The organism is Acinetobacter sp. ABJ-A23_2 (assembly GCF_044538765.1).
In the GTDB taxonomy this organism is placed as follows: Bacteria; Pseudomonadota; Gammaproteobacteria; order Pseudomonadales; family Moraxellaceae; genus Acinetobacter; species Acinetobacter nosocomialis_A.
On record NZ_JBIUCP010000022.1, the window covers coordinates 44,329 to 61,501 of the forward strand.

Annotated in this window: 18 protein-coding genes; 12 read left to right on the forward strand and 6 right to left on the reverse strand. The window is 37.2% G+C overall.

Annotation, left to right across the window (positions count from 1 at the left end; genetic code table 11):
- Window positions 1-93: 93 nt before the first annotated feature.
- The 3 genes from ACH63V_RS09570 to ACH63V_RS09580 all read left to right on the forward strand — a co-directional run bounded on the left by ACH63V_RS09570 (window position 94) and on the right by ACH63V_RS09580 (window position 4,518).
- The gene (locus tag ACH63V_RS09570; protein ID WP_263614019.1) at window positions 94-2,733 is read left to right on the forward strand and encodes a bifunctional aconitate hydratase 2/2-methylisocitrate dehydratase; all 2,640 of its coding nucleotides are present in this window, start codon (window positions 94-96) and stop codon (window positions 2,731-2,733) included.
- Window positions 2,734-2,961: 228 nt separating this feature from the next.
- Window positions 2,962-3,396, forward strand: coding sequence for a hypothetical protein (locus ACH63V_RS09575; protein WP_396463360.1), 435 nt, complete (start codon window positions 2,962-2,964; stop codon window positions 3,394-3,396).
- Between the two features lie 138 nt (window positions 3,397-3,534).
- Complete coding sequence (locus tag ACH63V_RS09580; protein ID WP_311069724.1) at window positions 3,535-4,518, forward strand: ion transporter; 984 nt, start codon at window positions 3,535-3,537, stop codon at window positions 4,516-4,518.
- Between the two features lie 27 nt (window positions 4,519-4,545).
- Here ACH63V_RS09580 and ACH63V_RS09585 read toward each other — a convergent pair whose 3' ends face one another.
- On the reverse strand, window positions 4,546-5,745 hold the full coding sequence (locus ACH63V_RS09585) for an MFS transporter (RefSeq protein ID WP_396463361.1): 1,200 nt from the start codon (window positions 5,743-5,745) through the stop codon (window positions 4,546-4,548).
- Window positions 5,746-5,972: 227 nt separating this feature from the next.
- Between ACH63V_RS09585 and ACH63V_RS09590 the strand changes: the two genes are divergently transcribed.
- Both ACH63V_RS09590 and ACH63V_RS09595 read left to right on the forward strand, forming a co-directional pair.
- Window positions 5,973-6,401 (forward strand): hypothetical protein, encoded by a 429-nt coding sequence (locus tag ACH63V_RS09590; protein ID WP_396463362.1) that lies wholly within the window; start codon window positions 5,973-5,975, stop codon window positions 6,399-6,401.
- Between the two features lie 271 nt (window positions 6,402-6,672).
- A complete protein-coding gene (locus ACH63V_RS09595; protein WP_311069706.1) occupies window positions 6,673-7,593 on the forward strand; it encodes a LysR family transcriptional regulator in 921 nt (306 codons plus the stop codon).
- Between the two features lie 62 nt (window positions 7,594-7,655).
- Here ACH63V_RS09595 and ACH63V_RS09600 read toward each other — a convergent pair whose 3' ends face one another.
- The gene (locus ACH63V_RS09600) at window positions 7,656-8,108 is read right to left on the reverse strand and encodes a DUF441 domain-containing protein (protein ID WP_002049035.1); all 453 of its coding nucleotides are present in this window, start codon (window positions 8,106-8,108) and stop codon (window positions 7,656-7,658) included.
- 253 nt (window positions 8,109-8,361) lie between these two features.
- Between ACH63V_RS09600 and ACH63V_RS09605 the strand changes: the two genes are divergently transcribed.
- Together ACH63V_RS09605 and ACH63V_RS09610 are read left to right on the forward strand one after the other, a co-directional pair.
- Complete coding sequence (locus ACH63V_RS09605) at window positions 8,362-8,580, forward strand: hypothetical protein (RefSeq protein WP_311069707.1); 219 nt, start codon at window positions 8,362-8,364, stop codon at window positions 8,578-8,580.
- Between the two features lie 101 nt (window positions 8,581-8,681).
- A complete protein-coding gene (locus ACH63V_RS09610; RefSeq protein ID WP_396463363.1) occupies window positions 8,682-9,386 on the forward strand; it encodes a pseudouridine synthase in 705 nt (234 codons plus the stop codon).
- On the opposite strand, the gene ACH63V_RS09615 is transcribed toward ACH63V_RS09610, so the two are convergent.
- The 3 genes from ACH63V_RS09615 to ACH63V_RS09625 all read right to left on the reverse strand — a co-directional run bounded on the left by ACH63V_RS09615 (window position 9,379) and on the right by ACH63V_RS09625 (window position 11,248).
- A complete protein-coding gene (locus ACH63V_RS09615; RefSeq protein WP_002049009.1) occupies window positions 9,379-9,822 on the reverse strand; it encodes a GNAT family N-acetyltransferase in 444 nt (147 codons plus the stop codon). The genes ACH63V_RS09610 and ACH63V_RS09615 overlap by 8 nt on opposite strands.
- Window positions 9,823-9,919: 97 nt before the next feature.
- Window positions 9,920-10,228, reverse strand: coding sequence for a type II toxin-antitoxin system RelB/DinJ family antitoxin (locus ACH63V_RS09620; RefSeq protein ID WP_311069709.1), 309 nt, complete (start codon window positions 10,226-10,228; stop codon window positions 9,920-9,922).
- Between the two features lie 111 nt (window positions 10,229-10,339).
- On the reverse strand, window positions 10,340-11,248 hold the full coding sequence (locus ACH63V_RS09625; RefSeq protein WP_396463364.1) for a pseudouridine synthase: 909 nt from the start codon (window positions 11,246-11,248) through the stop codon (window positions 10,340-10,342).
- 119 nt (window positions 11,249-11,367) lie between these two features.
- Here ACH63V_RS09625 and tsaE point away from each other — a divergent pair, with 119 nt between their 5' ends.
- The 5 genes from tsaE (at window position 11,368) to ACH63V_RS09650 (ending at window position 16,326) form a co-directional block, all read left to right on the forward strand.
- Window positions 11,368-11,841, forward strand: a complete 474-nt coding sequence (tsaE, locus tag ACH63V_RS09630; RefSeq protein WP_002049012.1) for a tRNA (adenosine(37)-N6)-threonylcarbamoyltransferase complex ATPase subunit type 1 TsaE — start codon at window positions 11,368-11,370, stop codon at window positions 11,839-11,841.
- Window positions 11,834-13,789: a DNA mismatch repair endonuclease MutL gene (mutL, locus tag ACH63V_RS09635; RefSeq protein ID WP_396463365.1), complete on the forward strand. Its 1,956-nt coding sequence runs from the start codon at window positions 11,834-11,836 to the stop codon at window positions 13,787-13,789. Before tsaE ends, mutL begins: the two co-directional genes overlap by 8 nt.
- Window positions 13,790-13,795: 6 nt before the next feature.
- Window positions 13,796-14,740: a tRNA (adenosine(37)-N6)-dimethylallyltransferase MiaA gene (gene miaA, locus ACH63V_RS09640; protein WP_263614008.1), complete on the forward strand. Its 945-nt coding sequence runs from the start codon at window positions 13,796-13,798 to the stop codon at window positions 14,738-14,740.
- Between the two features lie 94 nt (window positions 14,741-14,834).
- The gene (gene hfq / locus ACH63V_RS09645; RefSeq protein ID WP_000033651.1) at window positions 14,835-15,341 is read left to right on the forward strand and encodes an RNA chaperone Hfq; all 507 of its coding nucleotides are present in this window, start codon (window positions 14,835-14,837) and stop codon (window positions 15,339-15,341) included.
- 127 nt (window positions 15,342-15,468) lie between these two features.
- Window positions 15,469-16,326: an EamA family transporter gene (locus tag ACH63V_RS09650; RefSeq protein WP_396463366.1), complete on the forward strand. Its 858-nt coding sequence runs from the start codon at window positions 15,469-15,471 to the stop codon at window positions 16,324-16,326.
- Between the two features lie 38 nt (window positions 16,327-16,364).
- Here the strand turns inward: ACH63V_RS09650 and nfsB are convergent, their stop codons facing one another.
- Window positions 16,365-17,018, reverse strand: a complete 654-nt coding sequence (gene nfsB, locus ACH63V_RS09655; RefSeq protein WP_396463367.1) for an oxygen-insensitive NAD(P)H nitroreductase — start codon at window positions 17,016-17,018, stop codon at window positions 16,365-16,367.
- Window positions 17,019-17,173 lie beyond the last annotated feature (155 nt).

Genomic DNA, 17,173 nt, shown 5'->3' on the forward strand with positions numbered 1-17,173 from the left:
ACTCTAGTAAAATTTTGTAGTCCATATTACTTGTGAAGCTTTGTGAAAGCTGGAATTTACAAGTAATTTTTTAAAAAAAGAGGAATGAACACCGTGCTAGAAGCTTACCGCCAACACGTTGCTGAACGTGCCGCACTCGGAGTCCCACCGAAGCCACTTGATGATGCTCAAACTGCTCAACTTGTTGAGTTATTAAAAAACCCACCGGCAGGTGAAGAAGCATTCTTGGTTGATTTGCTTGAAAACCGTGTTCCTGCAGGTGTTGACCAAGCAGCTTACGTAAAAGCAGCTTTCTTGGCAGCGATTGCAAAAGGCGAAGCGACATCTCCGCTAGTTTCTAAAGAACGTGCAGTTTATTTACTAGGTACTATGCTTGGTGGCTATAACGTAGCACCTTTAGTTGAGCTTCTAGATGATGCTGAATTAGCGAGCTTAGCTGCTGAAGCATTGAAAAAAACTTTACTTGTATTTGATGCGTTCCATGACGTAGCTGATAAAGCTAAAGCTGGCAATGTTAATGCAAAAGCTGTTTTACAATCTTGGGCTGATGCTGAATGGTTCACTAGTCGTAAAGACGTACCAGAAGAAATCAAAATCACTGTGTTCAAAGTAACAGGTGAAACAAACACTGATGACTTGTCTCCAGCTCAAGACGCATGGAGCCGTCCAGACATCCCATTACACGCAAACGCAATGTTGAAAAACGAGCGTGACGGTATCAACCCTGAAAAACCAGGTGAAGTTGGTCCATTAAACCAAATTAAAGAACTTATTGCTAAAGGCAACCAAGTTGCTTATGTAGGTGACGTTGTTGGTACAGGTTCATCTCGTAAATCTGCAACAAACTCTGTGCTTTGGTTCTTTGGTGATGAAATCGCTCACATTCCAAACAAAAAAGACGGTGGCGTGTGCTTAGGCGGTAAAATTGCTCCGATCTTCTTTAACACAATGGAAGATGCTGGTGCATTACCAGTAGAGATCGATGTTTCTAACATGAACATGGGTGACGAAGTTACTCTTAAAATCGATCATGCTGCTGCAAAAGTTACTGCGTTCAAAAATGGCGAACAAATCGCTGAGTCTGAACTTAAAACTCCAGTACTTTTAGACGAAGTACGTGCTGGTGGTCGTATTAACTTGATCATTGGTCGTGGCTTAACTGCTAAAGCACGTGAAGCTTTAGGTTTAGCTCCATCTACATTATTCCGTACTCCAGTACAACCTGCTGACACTGGCAAAGGTTTTACTTTAGCTCAGAAGATGGTTGGTCGTGCATGTGGTCTTGCAGAAGGTCAAGGTATCCGTCCAGGTACTTACTGTGAACCTAAGATGACTACAGTTGGTTCTCAAGATACAACTGGTCCTATGACTCGTGACGAGTTAAAAGACTTAGCTTGCTTGGGCTTCTCTGCTGATTTAGTAATGCAATCTTTCTGTCACACTGCTGCTTATCCAAAGCCAGTTGACGTACAAATGCAACATACACTTCCAGACTTCATCATGAACCGTGGTGGTGTATCTTTACGTCCAGGTGACGGTATTATCCACTCTTGGTTAAACCGTATGCTTCTTCCAGATACAGTAGGTACTGGTGGTGACTCGCATACTCGTTTCCCAATTGGTATTTCGTTCCCAGCAGGTTCTGGCCTTGTAGCTTTCGCTGCTGCAACTGGTGTAATGCCACTTGATATGCCTGAATCAGTTCTTGTTAAGTTCAAAGGTAAAATGCAGCCTGGTATCACTTTACGTGACCTTGTACATGCGATTCCTTACTATGCAATCAAAGAAGGCGATCTTACTGTTGAGAAAAAAGGTAAGAAAAATATCTTCTCTGGTCGTATCTTAGAAATCGACTTAACAGAAATGGAAACTGACTTAACAGTTGAGCAAGCATTCGAACTTTCTGATGCTTCTGCTGAACGTTCAGCTGCTGGTTGTGCAATCACACTTTCTGAAGAGAAAGTTGCTGAGTACTTACGTTCTAACATCACAATGCTTAAGTGGATGATTTCACAAGGCTATGGTGATGCTCGTACTATGGCTCGCCGTGTTGAAAACATGGAAAAATGGTTAGCAAACCCAAGCTTACTTAAAGCTGATGCTGATGCTGAATACACTAAAGTTTATGAAATTGATTTGTCAGACATCAAAGAACCTATCCTTTGCTGCCCGAACGATCCAGATGATGCAAAACTTCTTTCTGACGTTCAAGGCGACAAAATTGATGAAGTATTCATCGGTTCTTGTATGACTAACATTGGTCACTTCCGTGCTGCTGGTCAGTTACTTGAAAAAGTACCAAGCGGTTCATTAACAACTCGTTTATGGTTGGCTCCACCAACACGTATGGACGAACATCAGTTAATGGAAGAAGGCTTCTATAACACTTATGGCCGTGCTGGTGCACGTACAGAAATGCCTGGTTGTTCATTATGTATGGGTAACCAAGCACGTGTTGCGCCGAACACAACTGTTGTATCGACTTCTACACGTAACTTCCCTAACCGTTTAGGTCAAGGTTCTAACGTTTACTTAGCATCTGCTGAGCTTGCATCTGTTGCTGCTGTACTTGGTAAATTACCAACTCCAGAAGAATACCAACAATATGCAGCTCAAATTGACAGTATGTCTGCTGACATCTACAAATATTTGAATTTCGACCAAATGGGCGAATATACAAATGCTGCTGATAAAGTAGATACTAAGAAAATTGCTGCTGCTCAATTGACTTAATTTGTCGATTTAGTACAAAAAAGGAGCTGATTATTCAGCTCCTTTTTTATTTAAAAGAGAATTAATACCTAGTTCTCAAATAAAATATTAAATAGATCATGTTTTGTTTATTTAAAATGTAAAAATAAATATAAGGCTAGATATTAAAGAAGATTTTGCTTTAAAATAATTGAACGAACTTAAAAATAATTAAAAAGAACATGGGTATTTTATATATGGAACTTAAAAATGCTAAAGACAATTGTTGAATTTAAATTTGATGATTACCATCTATATGATCAAAATTTATCAGCAGAAGACGGAAATACGTTAGTACAGAAAACTGAAGATATTGCACAGTATATTTATAGTATATTGAAAAATAGATATCACTTAAGTATTGAATTAACTGCTGAACGTTGGGGCTGGGAAATAGAAGTACCATTACCTGAGATCACCATGTATATCGGTATTAGTGTGTATGAAGAATACAGTAATGGCTTTGCAATATTCATTTCACCAAATACACCAATTTTGAGAAGATTTCTTTTTAGAAAGTTAGATATTACTCATCATATTATGCTGCTTCAAAATTATATTAATATCATTTTGAAGTCACATGCAGGTATTTATGATGTGCAATGGTGGGAAGAAAATGAGTTTAGATATGTCGCTGCTCATTAAAATATAATTAGAAAATATGAAATATTATTTATGATTGTTTAGTTAATACAATTAATAAAATATTTTATTGGTCACTGTAGTGGTGAATTTACGTATGTGAGCTTAATATATGTTCAATATAATGTGGCTCAGAACCGTATGCGAATTTTAGCTTGGAAGACATTACGTAAGTTCTTCTATAACAACCTTCATGACCATGATTACGAAACAACAGTGAGTAGGTGTATTAACTACTTCTTGGTTTTCTTAATTATTGGGAATGTCATTGCGGTATTGCTAGAAACAGTAAACGATCTGTATTACAGCTATCGTATATGGTTTGACTACTTTGAAAATATTTCAATCACGATTTTTAGTGTTGAATACCTCTTACGCCTCTGGAGTGTAGTAGAGCGTGATCCTACACAAGCTGCATGGAAGCAGCGTTTAGCGTGGATGAAAAGCGGAGAGGCGCTGATTGACCTCATGGCAATTTTGCCGGCGTATTTAAATTTCTTCGTACGAATAGACCTTCGTATGCTCAGAATTTTACGATTACTTCGACTATTAAAATTAACTCGCTATTTTATCTCTTTGCAAATATTGCTATGTGTCATTAAAAGAGAAAAAGGTTCGTTTCAGGCAGTGATTTTTATTTTAATCATTATGATTATTATGACTGCTTCTGGTATTTATGTGGTTGAGAATAAAGCGCAACCAGAAGCTTTTAGCTCTATTCCTAAAGCAATGTGGTGGGCTGTCGTTACCTTAACCACAGTCGGATATGGTGATGTCACACCTGTGACCAGCTTAGGAAAACTACTAGGGGCTTTAATTACAATTTTAGGGGTAGGGATTGCTGCTTTGCCAGCTGGTATTCTAGCTTCTGGTTTAGCCAATGAACTTAACCAGCGTAATCAGCGCCTTGAACAAGAGTTCCGTGAGTTACTTCAAGTGCGTGGTATTGATATCTTGCATGATGAAGTTGAAATAGAACGTATTCGGCAAAAAGTAGGGCTACCAAAAGAACAAGCGCATAATTTGATTATCCAAATTATGCGAGAAAAGGTATTAGAAGAAAAAGAATCTGCGAGAGAGAAGAAATGCTATTGTCCGCACTGTGGCGAAAAATTAACAGACTAGTATTTCAGCAAAAAAGCCTGACGAGAATCAGGCTTTTTGAGTTGCTTTTTCTACAGCAAATGCAATGAGTAAGATAATAAGACCACCAAGGCTCAGTACGAAACCTACCCAAATCGGTGCAATCCAACCCATTTGATGACTCAGTACCCAACCACCTAAAAATGCTCCTAATGCATTTGCCATATTAAAGGCAGAGTGATTAAGTGAAGCTGCTAGCGTTTGCGCGTCGCCTGCAACGTCCATCAGGCGTGTCTGTAAAGCCCCACCTAAACCCATTACAGTTAGTCCGATTAAGAATAAAGAAGCAATCGCAGTATAGATATTACTCATTAGGAAACTTGCAACAACAAAGGCAATTGCTGAGCTAATGAGTACGCCGACAATGGTTTTATTGAGATTTTTATCTGCTAGCCAACCCGCGGCTAAACCTCCAATCACCATTCCGATTCCCCATAACGCTAGCGCAATAGGAACAATTTGGATATTAACTTTTGTGTATTCTGTGAGAATGGGTGAGACATAGCTATATACCGAGAACATACCTCCAAAGCCAATTGCACCAACTGCAAGAGTTAACCACATATTTATATTTTTAAGCCCAGCTAATTCTGTTTTTATGCTAGCAGTAGCTTGAACTGGGATATTGGGTACAAAGCAAGCTACGGCAATTAAAGTAAAAAATGCAATCGTTGCTGAAAATTCAAAACCTGCTCTCCAACCAAAATGTTGACCTAACCATGTGGCTAAAGGTACGCCAATAACAGTAGCAACGGTTAAGCCCATCATCATTTGTGCAACAGCTGAAGCTCTGCGTGAAGGGCCTGCGAGTTCAGCAGCTACGAGGGCACCGACTCCAAAATATGCGCCATGAGGTAAACCTGCAATAAAACGAGAAATTAAAACGGTTTCTGGTGTGTGAGCTAAAGCGGTACAAGCATTAGCAATACCATAAAACAGCATTAGACCGAGTAATAATGTCTTTCTAGGGACTTTGGCACCCAATATGGCAATAATAGGGGCACCAATAACAACACCTAATGCATAAGCACTAATAAAATGCCCCGCTTCAGGTACTGTAATGTTTAAGTTATGAGCAATTTCCTGAATAAGTCCCATTGCGACAAATTCTGTAGTTCCGATACAAAAACCGCCTACTGCGAGTGAGAAAATTGCTAAAAAGAGTGAATAATGCCGATGTGTGGATGAAGGAGATTGGGGTGACGCCATAATAAATTAAAAAAACAGACTCAAAAATGAAAGTATAAGGGAAAAGAGATCAAAATAATAAAAAACTAAAATATTGAGAGTATGTTTGCACATCTTAAGCAAAAGCATTTTATCTTTATTTTGAATAATTTATCGAAATTTTTTTATAAATTATATATGATGAGCACGTAATACTTTAGGTATTACAACGAGTTGTATAAATATTTAAAAAATAGAGAATCTAAAGCGTGAGAAAATTAAGTATTGCCTGCCTTATGGGGTTGGTCATTTTATCTATGTCTGGTTGCTCAGTCTTTATGGCGGGTAATCAACCAAGTAAAAAAAATTTAAATGTTTTAAATCCGGGTAGTTCTCGCAATTATGTTATTGCTGAGTTTGGAGCACCTGTACTTTCTGAATATCGTGATGGTACAAGAGTCGAAATTTATACTTTCCAGCAAGGTTATCCAAAATGGGCGAAAGTCAGCCGTGCATTTGGCCATGGCATAGCAGATGTTGCGTCATTTGGGCTATGGGAAGTATTTGGAACACCAACTGAAGCATATTTTAGTGGTAAACCAACTTCTTACGAAGTAACGTATGGACAAGATGACTTGGTGAAAAGCTTTAAGCTTATCGATTTTGAGCAGGCATTTCCCAAAGCAAAAGCACAATGATGAAATAAAAAGGGCCATTAGGCCTTTTTCTTTGTCTATATAAAAGGTTTACTAGTTTCTATTTAGAAAGAATACTTAACTTTAAAATTATGAAAATTCACTTCTTATAAAAATAATGAAGCACAGTTCATGTTGAGGTAAATTAATTAATATTGTGATAACATGAATACTGTTCATTAATAGTGATTTATCTAAACTGACTCTATTTGCTGCTAAATAACAGATGAGTTTAAAAATTAATAGATAAATCAATTTGTTCAGGCTTTTGCCCATGTTAGAAATTCGTCATCTTAAAACTTTAGTTGCTTTACGTGAACATGGTTCACTTGTTGCGGCTGCTAATGATCTGTGTTTAACACCGTCTGCTATTTCTCACCAATTAAAAGAATTAGATCATTGGTATGGTGTGGAAGTGGTGAATCGACGAAGTAGACCTGTTAGCTTTTCGAATGTTGGGCAGCGTTTACTCAAATTGGCTGACGATGTATTACCGCAAATTCAGATCACACAGAGTGACATTACGCGAATTGTTCATGGACAAACAGGCAGAATTATTTTTTCCTCAGAATGTCATAGCTGTTTTGACTGGTTAATGCCTTTATTAAATCAATATCGACAACAGTATCCAGACGTAGATTTAGATTTTGCTTCAGGCTTTGAAGCAAATCCACATGAGCTTTTACAAAACGGTGAGTTTGATTTACTTATTACAGCCGATCCGATTGCATTAAAAGGAATCGAGTATTTTCCAATTTTTGAATATGAGTCACGTTTGGTTTTATCAAATACTCATCGATTGGTTCGTGCTGAAAATATTACAGTTCAGGATCTTGCAGAAGAAGTTCTCATTACTTATCCGGTTGATAAGCACCGTTTAGATATTATGTCGAAACTGTTTATACCAGCAAATATTCAGCCAAAACAAATTCGAACAACAGATTTAACTCAAATGCTGATTCAACTTGTAGCAAGTGGCCGAGGTATTGCTGCTTTACCAGATTGGGTTGTGAATGAATATGAACAAAAAGGTTGGGTGACTAGCCGCCGTTTAGACTGTGTTTCTTCAGCTGGTTTAAGACGTACATTATATGCAGGCTACCGAACTGAAGAAAAAGAGAAGAGCTATTTTGAAGGATTTTTAAAGCAGTTAGAAAAGTTCTCGTTAAAACGAAACGCTTATTATTCTGGATAAAACAAATAATTTAGCCTAAGTATCAAAAAGGTGCGATTAAGCACCTTTTTAATATCTATGATTTATTTGCCAATGAATAAAGACAGCAGGCCGGCAGCAATTAGTGGACCAACAGGTACACCACGGAGTAAGGCAACACCTGCAACTGTTCCAATAAGTAAGCCTGCAACTACATCAGGTTGGCTTGACATGAGTTTCACACCACGGCCCCCTAGCCAAGCGACAAGTAGACCAATAGCAATAGCCAGCAAAGATTTAAAACTTATAAAGGATTTTAAAATACTTTCTCCACTAAGCTTACCACTGGCAATGGGAGTCAGTACACCAATGGTTAAAATGAGAATTCCTAGGTTGAGACCATGAGCTTGAATATAAGGAAAAAATTGATTTAACGGTGTGATTTTAATGACGATTAAGATGCCTGCGGCGATAGTTACAGCTGCATTTTGACTTAGTAAACCGCAGATAAGTAGAACTAATAAAACCACTAAATTAACATCGAATTGGGCAAGCATGAGAGGCGGTAAAAAAAGCAAATAATTTGAATTGTATAATAATTGAGAGCCAAAATGTGAGAGCTTTTCAAAAGCGATAAAGTATAAAGATGGCCTTTTTAATAAGAATTTTAATGTATATGCCTCAATGATAAGAAGTTTTATTTTTAGTTACGCTTGGACACAATGTTATATAAATTAACAACTTAAAAATCCTTCTTTTGAGAGAGTATGATATAAAATAATCACTACTCATGAGTGCGGAGTTAGTCGTATGGATATTATAGATATCAAGATTAAAGATCAGTTCGACAAAATTCATGATGCAAAAGCTCAATTAAAGAAAAATTTAGTTGAACATGAAAATGAGCCATTAAAGCTAAGTCAGCGTATTGAACATATTATTGTGGATAATGAAGTGATCTTACCTACCACTGAATTATTATTTGAAAGTGAACAAAACGAAAATATTTATCGCGTCATTGAAGAATAATTCAAAATTAATAGACGTTAAGTGCAAAGATGATCAAGCAAAAAGTAATAAAACTCTGAAACTACGTTAAAATAATGGTTTCGTTTTAAAGAGAAAGCTTTATGCTGCTGGAAAAAATTTTGCAATCACAAGGGTTTGGTTCACGTAAATATTGCCAGCAGTTAATAAAAAATGGTTCTGTAAGTATTGATGGGGAGGTGGTGAGCGATCTTAAAAAACAGTTTTCCCCTGAAAATTTAGAGTTTTCTCTGTTTGGGGAAACCTATCAATATCGAGAAAAAGTTTATATTGCTCTAAATAAGCCGCAAGGTTTTGAATGTTCACACAATCCTCAGCATCATCAAAGTGTTTTTAGTCTACTCCCTGAAATCATGATTCAACGTGGCGTGCAAGCCATTGGTCGTTTAGATCAAGATACAACGGGCTTACTCTTACTCACAGATGATGGTAAATATCTTCAAGCTTTGACTCATCCTCGTAAACATGTTCCAAAGGTTTATCATGTTACGACTATAGATCCAGTAACACCTGAGCAAATTGAAATGCTTACTCAAGGTGTTAATTTGCACCAAGAAAAGGGTATATTTGCTGCGACAGATGTGGCGCTATTAGGAACTCATCAGTTAACAATGACCATTCATCAAGGTGTATATCATCAAGTCAAAAGAATGATTGCAGCTGTGGGCAATAGAGTCGAAAAATTACATCGATATCAAATCGGTCAATTGATTTTACCTGAAATTGAGGAAGGAGATTGGGTGTATTTGTCGGAGCAGGAAAAACAACTCGCTCAAAATATTATTTAAGAAAACAGTGGAAAGTCTGAAATTCACTGTCTCGAATAAATCCCATTTTTTCATAGAGGCGGTGAGATTCATGATTATTCGTTTGAGTCTCTAAACTAATACGTAAAGCATTTTCTTGTTTTGCAAATAAAATAGCTGTATCAATGAGCTGTTTTGCTGAACCCTGACGTCGGAACATAGGGGTAACATAGACATCATCTAAAATATAGTAAGTTGAGCAAGCAACTGAAGAAAAACCTAAATAAAGTAAAACGAAACCTGTGATTTTTTCATCCTTAATATGGATAAAAAACACACTTTCTTTATTCTCAAAACGTTGTTTTAAAAAATGATGTGATTCATCAAGATTAGAAGATGCACCATAAAATTGACGGTATTCATCAAATAGAACAGCAAGTTGACTTAGATCTTCATAGGTCGCTCGTCTTACAATCATTAGGCGCTCCTTGTATTTATGTTTATATTTTTACAAAGAGAGCATAACTAAAAAATCAACCAACTGACGTTAAAAGTTGTTTAAAAATGCAACACCGTTAAGTTTTGTCACTTTCACCTAATAGAGCATTTAACTCTTCAAATAAATCTTCATGGTCATCATCTTCATTTAAAGTTGAAGAGTTCTGATTTAATGAAGATGCTTTCGCTTTTCTCAGTTTTAATAATTGTTCCATATTAATGTTCTGATTTTCGATCGCAAAAGGAATAGATTTAGTTAAGACGACTTGTTTAAAGAACAGTCGCACTGCTTGGGCAGGGGTAATCCCCAATTGTTTAAAAACAGCAAAAGCCTGTTTTTTCTCTTGGGAGTCAAGTCGAACCTGATAAACTTCTGTTTTTCGCATGAATAACAAAACCAAATGATTTTTAATTTTTAGGGATTTATTTTAAACCATCGCAATGTAATTTCAATGTCTTTCAGCATAAAAAATAATCTTTTTGTCATTACGGCGTGATTACAGTGTCAATTCAAGCTGAGAATTGAAAACCATTTCCTGTTTTGTCAGTGGATCTATGAAAGAAATTTGTTTAGCTAAAAGCTGTAGTGGCTGAGAAAAATCATCATCGGCTTTATGTTGAACTACTGGATAAAAAGGATCATTTTTAATCGGAATTTCCAAATAGCTTAAATGCACACGGAGTTGATGTTGTTTTCCTGTAGTGGGTGTTAAACAGTATTTAGCCCAAGATTGGTTATGCTCAAGCAACTCAATTTTTGTTTCTGTATTGGTTTTAATATGGGGGATAACGCACATTGTATAAAAGGGCGTACCTTTATCTAAATATAGTTTTAAAGTCTGAGGAAATTTTAATTCAGCTTTATATTGAGCGATGGCGTGATAAATCTTATGAACTTGACGATCTGCAAATAACTGTTGGTAAACCCCGCGTGACTGTGGTCGTTTGCAAAATAAAACGACTCCCGCAGTTTCACGGTCTAATCGATGGATTGGGGTTAAAAACTCATTACCCGTTTGTTTTTTTAATCTGACTAATAGCGTTTCTTGTACATATTGCCCGGTTGGACTAATGGTTAAAAAATGAGGTTTATCTACAACGAGCAAGTCATCATTTTCAAATAAAATTTGATGTTCAAATGGAACGTGGGCTTCATAAGCAAGAAATCGATAATAAAAAATATGAGTGTTTGCTATATAAGGGCTGTCTAATGTTAATTTTTCGCCATTTGCCGCGTAAATAAGCCCATCTTGAAAACGTTGCTGCCACTCTATTGCTTTTATATGAGGAAAATTTTCACAAAGAAATTGATAGATGGTGTGAGCATTTGTTTGCGGTGGTAGATAGACTTGGCTTGCGCTTACGCCATCAATCATAGGTGGGAAAAATTCAATCGAACTAGACATAAAAGTGTGTCAATATTTAATAAATGTGGTGTAAAAAAAGCCAACTTTGAGGACTTAAGTAGGCTTTAAAGCAGGGCAATGGTATCATATCGATTATTTTGAATCATGTTATGTGTGTTATGTCGTATTCATTGAAAATGGTCTTAAATCATGAAGAAGATACCCAGCGTTTAGCTCAGGCATTGGCGCAGCATGTTCAAGCTGGCGTGATTTATCTGATTGGCGATTTGGGTGCTGGTAAAACGACATTGACCCGTTATTTTTTACAGGCTCTAGGGCATAAAGGCTCGGTTAAAAGTCCAACTTATACATTGGTTGAACCCTATAAAATTAATAATAAAGAAATTTTTCATTTTGACTTATACCGTCTCAATGATCCTTACGAACTTGAATTAATGGGAATCCGCGATTATCTAGATATTCAGGATGCTCTATTTTTATTTGAGTGGCCGTCAAAAGGTGGAGACGAAATCCCTGAAGCGGATATCGTCATTGATATTCAAAAATCAGATGATGAACTCAATCGTTTCGTCACCTTAACTTTACCAACAGAGCATTTGTACCAGACTTTGCAGGAACAGCTTCATGACTGATGAAAAGCTAACACAACGTCGTATTCATACATTAGACGCCGCGTTAGCCAACCAGATTGCTGCCGGTGAGGTGATTGAACGCCCTTCATCGGTTGTAAAAGAATTATTAGAAAACTCAATTGATGCAGGTGCAACGGAGCTCATTGTGCGGATTGCACAAGGTGGTTCAACACTAATCGAGATTATTGACAATGGACATGGGATTCATCCTGATGATTTACCATTGGCAGTGATGCGCCATGCAACCAGTAAAATTAAAACAGCAGAAGATTTACACGCGATTGTGAGCTTAGGTTTCCGTGGTGAAGCACTTGCTTCTATTGCAGCAGTTTCACGATTGACTTTAACCAGTAGTCAAGATGAAAGCGGAATTGGTCATCAGGTTGAGGTGAATGGTACAGCCTTTGACCATCAGCAAGTACAAGCTGTAGCTGCACAAAAGGGTACTCATATTCGAGTTCAGGATTTATTTTTTAATGTTCCTGCTCGCCGTAAATTTTTAAAAAAGCCAACCACTGAATTTGGCCATATTGAAGAAATTGTACGCCGTTTGGCTTTAACGCATTTTGATATACGTTTTGTACTTGAGCATAACGATAATATTCGAATTAATTTACCGATTGCAGATAGCGGTGAATTAAGATTTCAGCGTGTACAGCAATTATTGGGGCAACAGTTTGTTCAAAATGCTTACTGGATTGATGCAGACAGTATCAACATGCGTTTGTCGGGTTGGTTAGGACATCCTTCAGATGCACGTGCTCAAGCAGACTTGCAATATGTGTATGTAAATGGCCGAATTGTTAAAGATAAAACGATTTCGCATGCTTTAAGAATGGCTTATGACGGAATTTTACATGGTCATCAGCATTCATCTTATTTACTTTTCCTAGAAGTTGATCCTGAAAATATCGATGTTAACGTTCACCCAACAAAACATGAGATTCGTTTCCTAAATCAACGCGAAGTACATGAGTTTGTAAGACATTATGCTAAAGAAACACTAGCACAATTTCAGACAGCGAGTGCTGATTTAGCACAAGCCATGAAAGTGGACGATACACAGGCTTCATTTGTACAATCTCAGCCTAAATATCAAGAACAATTCACATTGCATCGCACAGACCAAGCTGTTGATACAACACTAGACAAGCCTATTAGTTATCAGCCCTCTACTGAACTTTTAACTGATTTTAATGACAGTCGTCCACAAGCTGTTCACTATGCAGAACAAACCCCCAAATATAATGGTTCTGCGCAGTTAAATAATGCATTAAAGACTTACTTGGCCCCATTACGTGATCAACCTGCTGCCAATTTTTCAGTTGATGAAAATATTGAGCCTGTCGCTAAAATTGATGAATTTCCCTTAGGTATTGCCATTGCTCAGCTTCATGGAATTTATATTCTGGCGCAAAATACTGAAGGTCTGATTATTGTTGATATGCATGCAGCTCATGAACGTATCTTGCTGCAACAAATGAAAAATGCTTGGGATAAACCTGAGTTTTGGACATCTCAACAGTTGCTTATACCTAAAGTGATCTCAATTAGCCGTATGCAAGCGGTACGGGTTGAAGACTTAAAACCTCAACTTGAGCGTTTAGGGTTGGAAATTGATTTGTATGGCGATGAGCAAATCATTGTGCGTGGTGTACCAGCTATTTTGCAAAAAGCAGATTTTGAAAATCTTATTCCCGAGCTTCTAAATGATTTAGACCCAAATGATGAAGCTCAAGGTTTACTACAAAAGCGTGATGAGCTATTGGCTGGTATGGCATGTCATGGAGCAGTGCGAGCACATAGACAACTCAGCCTTTCAGAGATGAACGCATTATTGCGTCAAATGGAACAAACCGAATTTGCGAGCCAGTGTAATCATGGTCGTCCAACTTGGCGTGCATTTCCATTATCTCAATTAGATAAATTATTTGCTCGAGGAGAGTAGTTTTACATGTCAAATCAATTGCCCGTCATCAATTTAATGGGACCAACTGCAAGCGGAAAAACCGCTTTGGCATGTGAACTTTACGAGCGCGGAAATTTTGAGTTAATTTCGGTTGATTCTGCACTTGTTTATAAAGATATGGATATAGGTACTGCTAAACCAACTCGCGAAGAGCAGGAATTATATCCACATCATTTAATAGATATTATTACCCCACTTGAGGTTTATTCGGCTGCCCAGTTTGTTGAAGATGCTTGTGTTCTAATTGACGAGATGCATTCACGTGGCAAAACTCCTATTTTGGTAGGAGGAACCATGCTGTATTTCAAGGCACTGTTAGAAGGCTTATCAAGTAACTTGCCAAGTGCGGATGCAAATGTCCGTGCAGCAATTGAAGAAAAAGCAGCAAATGAAGGATGGCAGGCTGTTTATGATGAACTGGTTGCTGTAGATCCAGCCGCTGGAGTGAAGTTTAAGGTTTCTGATAAACAACGAATTATTCGGGCGTTGGAAGTTTACCGTATTACTGGTGAACCTATTACCAAATTGCAGGCAGAACAACCAAAAAACGTACCATATCGATACATATTTCATAACTACGCTTTACTTCCAGATCGGTTAGAATTACATCAACGCATTGAGCAAAGATTAAGCAAAATGTGGGATATCGGTTTTTTGAGTGAAGTTGAATCTCTAATTGAAAAATACGATTTAGATGAAAATTTACCCTCTATGCGTTCTGTTGGTTATCGACAAGCTCTCGAATTTCTATTAAAAAGTGATATGAGTCTCAAAAAAAAGCAGGAAATGGAGGATAAAGCCTTATTTGCAACACGACAACTTGCCAAACGTCAATATACGTGGTTACGTTCTTTGCAAGAAATACACGATTTTAAAACTTACTTGACGATAAAGCAGGCGAAAGAAGACTTGCGAAACTCTTATGGATAAAGCAAAATTTGCACACTGTCTTTTTATAATTTTTAGTTGAAAAATAAAGATAGTTTTTTTGCGCTGATTTAAAAATTTTTTTTTGGAGTTAAAAATGTCTAAAGGTCAAACTTTACAAGATCCGTTCTTAAATTCTCTCCGTAAAGAACGTATCCCAGTTTCTATTTTCCTTGTTAACGGTATTAAATTACAAGGTCATATTGAATCTTTTGACCAATATGTTGTTTTATTAAAAAATACTGTAAGTCAAATGGTTTACAAACACGCTATTTCTACGGTTGTTCCAGCTCGTAACCCACGTCCAGCAGGTGCACAAGGTGCAGGTTTCCCAGCTCAGGGTGGTAGTCAAGGTGGCTTCGGTGGCCAAGGCGCTGGCTTTGGTGGTGCTCAAGGCGCTGGCTTCGGTGGTCAAGGCGGCTTCGGCGGTCAAGGCGGCTTCGGCGGTCAAGGCGGCTTCGGCGGTCAAGGTGGCTTCGGTGGTCAAGGCGGCTTCGGTGGTCAAGGTGGCTTCGGTGGTCAAGGCGGCTTTGGTGGTCATCAAGGCGGTTTCGACAACGATTCTAAATTTGAAGATGGTCAAGACGACGAAAATAATCGTTAATTGATTAGCTTAGAAAAACCAGTCAGTGATGACTGGTTTTTTTATGGCTTTAAAAATATAAAAAGTATATTAAAGCTCTGTGGTTGATCTCGCTTTCTTATAATTTAGGTTAATAGGTTCTTTGCAAATGATATTAATATTTGCTGCAGCACTGTGCAGTGTTCTGGTTTCTGTACTACTAAAAAATTTAAAGAAAAAGGGATATCAACCCATGCAGATGATTGCATGGAATTATGCAAGTGCTAGCTTGTTATGTTACTGGTGGTTTAAGCCAGGTATTCAGCATATTTCTATACAACACACGCCTTGGTGGCTCATAGTTGCTTTAGGGATCATTCTACCGAGTATTTTTTTGTGCCTTGCTAAATCATTAGAATATGCCGGTATTGTGAAAACAGAAATTGCGCAGCGACTATCCGTGGTGCTTTCTTTGTTAGCTGCGTATTTCTTTTTCCAAGAGCAGTTTAATTCTCTTAAATTATTAGGCATAGGTTTAGGAATTTTTGCTGTTCTTTTAATTGTATTTGGGCAATTCAATGCATCTTCTGGGCATCAATCAAAAAAAGCAATTTTTGCATTGATGAGTGTCTGGTTTGGTTATGCAGCAGTAGATATTTTATTAAAATATACGAGTAATTTAGGTTTACAGTTTACATTGGTTTTGAATCTAATTTTTATAACGGCCTTTGTTTTATCAATTATTTATTTATTACTCCAAAAAAAGCCAGCATGGCATTTTAAAAATACATTGGCTGGATTAATGCTTGGCGTTTTGAATTTTTCAAATATAGCTCTATATGTTAAAGCACATATTTTACTTAAAGACTCTCCAGCAATTGTCTTTGCAAGCATGAATATTTTGGTCGTATTGCTTGGGATGGCTTGTGGTGTAGTTTTATATAAAGAAAAATTAAAACTGCCAACAATGTTAGGAATAATTTTAGGAATAAGTGGTCTAGTGTGTTTAGCATTTACCATGAAATAGGAGTTCAAGAGAAAGTTCTTTTGAACTCCACTAAGTTCTTATAAATGTGTAAAAATAACTTCATCCGGCAGGCGAGATTTTGGCAACTTGGCATTGAAATCATTTTCACTTCTGTAGCCAAGTGAAACAATTACAGAGCTACGTAAGCCTTTTTCTTTTAAGCCAAATTCTTCGTTTAAAATATCTTCGTCAAAGCCACCCATAGGTGTTGCATCTATTCCTTCTAGACCAGCTGCAAAAAGTAGTTGTCCTAAAGCAATAAAAGTTTGATTTTCCATCCAGCCAAATAAGTTTTTTTGCTCATTACGATAGAACTCGACGTAGCCATGGCGAGTATCTTTTTGGCCGAGTTTTGCTTTTTCATCTTTGAATCGGCCACTTAAATCATCTTGCTCGAGTAACTGGTTTAAAAATTCAGGTGAAATATCTGTTCTTGTGCAAAATACGAGTGTATGTGATGACTCAAGAACTTTTGGTGCATTATAGGCATATCGCCCTGTTAAAGCCTTAGCAATACGTTCTTTAGCCGCAGAATTGTCAGCAACCAAGAAGTGCCAAGGTTGAATATTCACTGAAGAAGGGGTAAAGCGTAAAATTTCTAATAACTTATTGAATTTTTCTTGAGGAATTTTTTTCTCAGGATCATAGGCTTTGGTGGTGTAGCGACTTTTAACCGTACTTAATAAATCCATACTTTACTCCATATCAATCTTATTACAATGGAAGGGTTCTAATCTTTGGCATCATACGCGATTTTAGAGAAAAACATCTGCATTTTAATGTGATAAAGAAATATAATACTTATATAAATTTTTTAATAATTTATTGAAAATGTTTGATTTAATCC

Bases quoted from the DNA above. Each gene is read 5' to 3' on its own strand.
- ACH63V_RS09575 (WP_396463360.1), top strand. From the start codon at position 2,962: ATGCTAAAGACAATTGTTGAATTTAAATTTGATGATTACCATCTATAT.
- tsaE (WP_002049012.1), top strand. From the start codon at position 11,368: ATGTCGTATTCATTGAAAATGGTCTTAAATCATGAAGAAGATACCCAG.
- hfq (WP_000033651.1), top strand. From the start codon at position 14,835: ATGTCTAAAGGTCAAACTTTACAAGATCCGTTCTTAAATTCTCTCCGT.
- ACH63V_RS09580 (WP_311069724.1), top strand. From the start codon at position 3,535: ATGCGAATTTTAGCTTGGAAGACATTACGTAAGTTCTTCTATAACAAC.
- ACH63V_RS09595 (WP_311069706.1), top strand. From the start codon at position 6,673: ATGTTAGAAATTCGTCATCTTAAAACTTTAGTTGCTTTACGTGAACAT.
- mutL (WP_396463365.1), top strand. From the start codon at position 11,834: ATGACTGATGAAAAGCTAACACAACGTCGTATTCATACATTAGACGCC.
- ACH63V_RS09585 (WP_396463361.1), bottom strand. From the start codon at position 5,745: ATGGCGTCACCCCAATCTCCTTCATCCACACATCGGCATTATTCACTC.
- ACH63V_RS09605 (WP_311069707.1), top strand. From the start codon at position 8,362: ATGGATATTATAGATATCAAGATTAAAGATCAGTTCGACAAAATTCAT.
- ACH63V_RS09600 (WP_002049035.1), bottom strand. From the start codon at position 8,108: ATGCTTGCCCAATTCGATGTTAATTTAGTGGTTTTATTAGTTCTACTT.
- miaA (WP_263614008.1), top strand. From the start codon at position 13,796: ATGTCAAATCAATTGCCCGTCATCAATTTAATGGGACCAACTGCAAGC.
- ACH63V_RS09610 (WP_396463363.1), top strand. From the start codon at position 8,682: ATGCTGCTGGAAAAAATTTTGCAATCACAAGGGTTTGGTTCACGTAAA.
- ACH63V_RS09625 (WP_396463364.1), bottom strand. From the start codon at position 11,248: ATGTCTAGTTCGATTGAATTTTTCCCACCTATGATTGATGGCGTAAGC.
- ACH63V_RS09650 (WP_396463366.1), top strand. From the start codon at position 15,469: ATGATATTAATATTTGCTGCAGCACTGTGCAGTGTTCTGGTTTCTGTA.
- ACH63V_RS09615 (WP_002049009.1), bottom strand. From the start codon at position 9,822: ATGATTGTAAGACGAGCGACCTATGAAGATCTAAGTCAACTTGCTGTT.
- nfsB (WP_396463367.1), bottom strand. From the start codon at position 17,018: ATGGATTTATTAAGTACGGTTAAAAGTCGCTACACCACCAAAGCCTAT.
- ACH63V_RS09620 (WP_311069709.1), bottom strand. From the start codon at position 10,228: ATGCGAAAAACAGAAGTTTATCAGGTTCGACTTGACTCCCAAGAGAAA.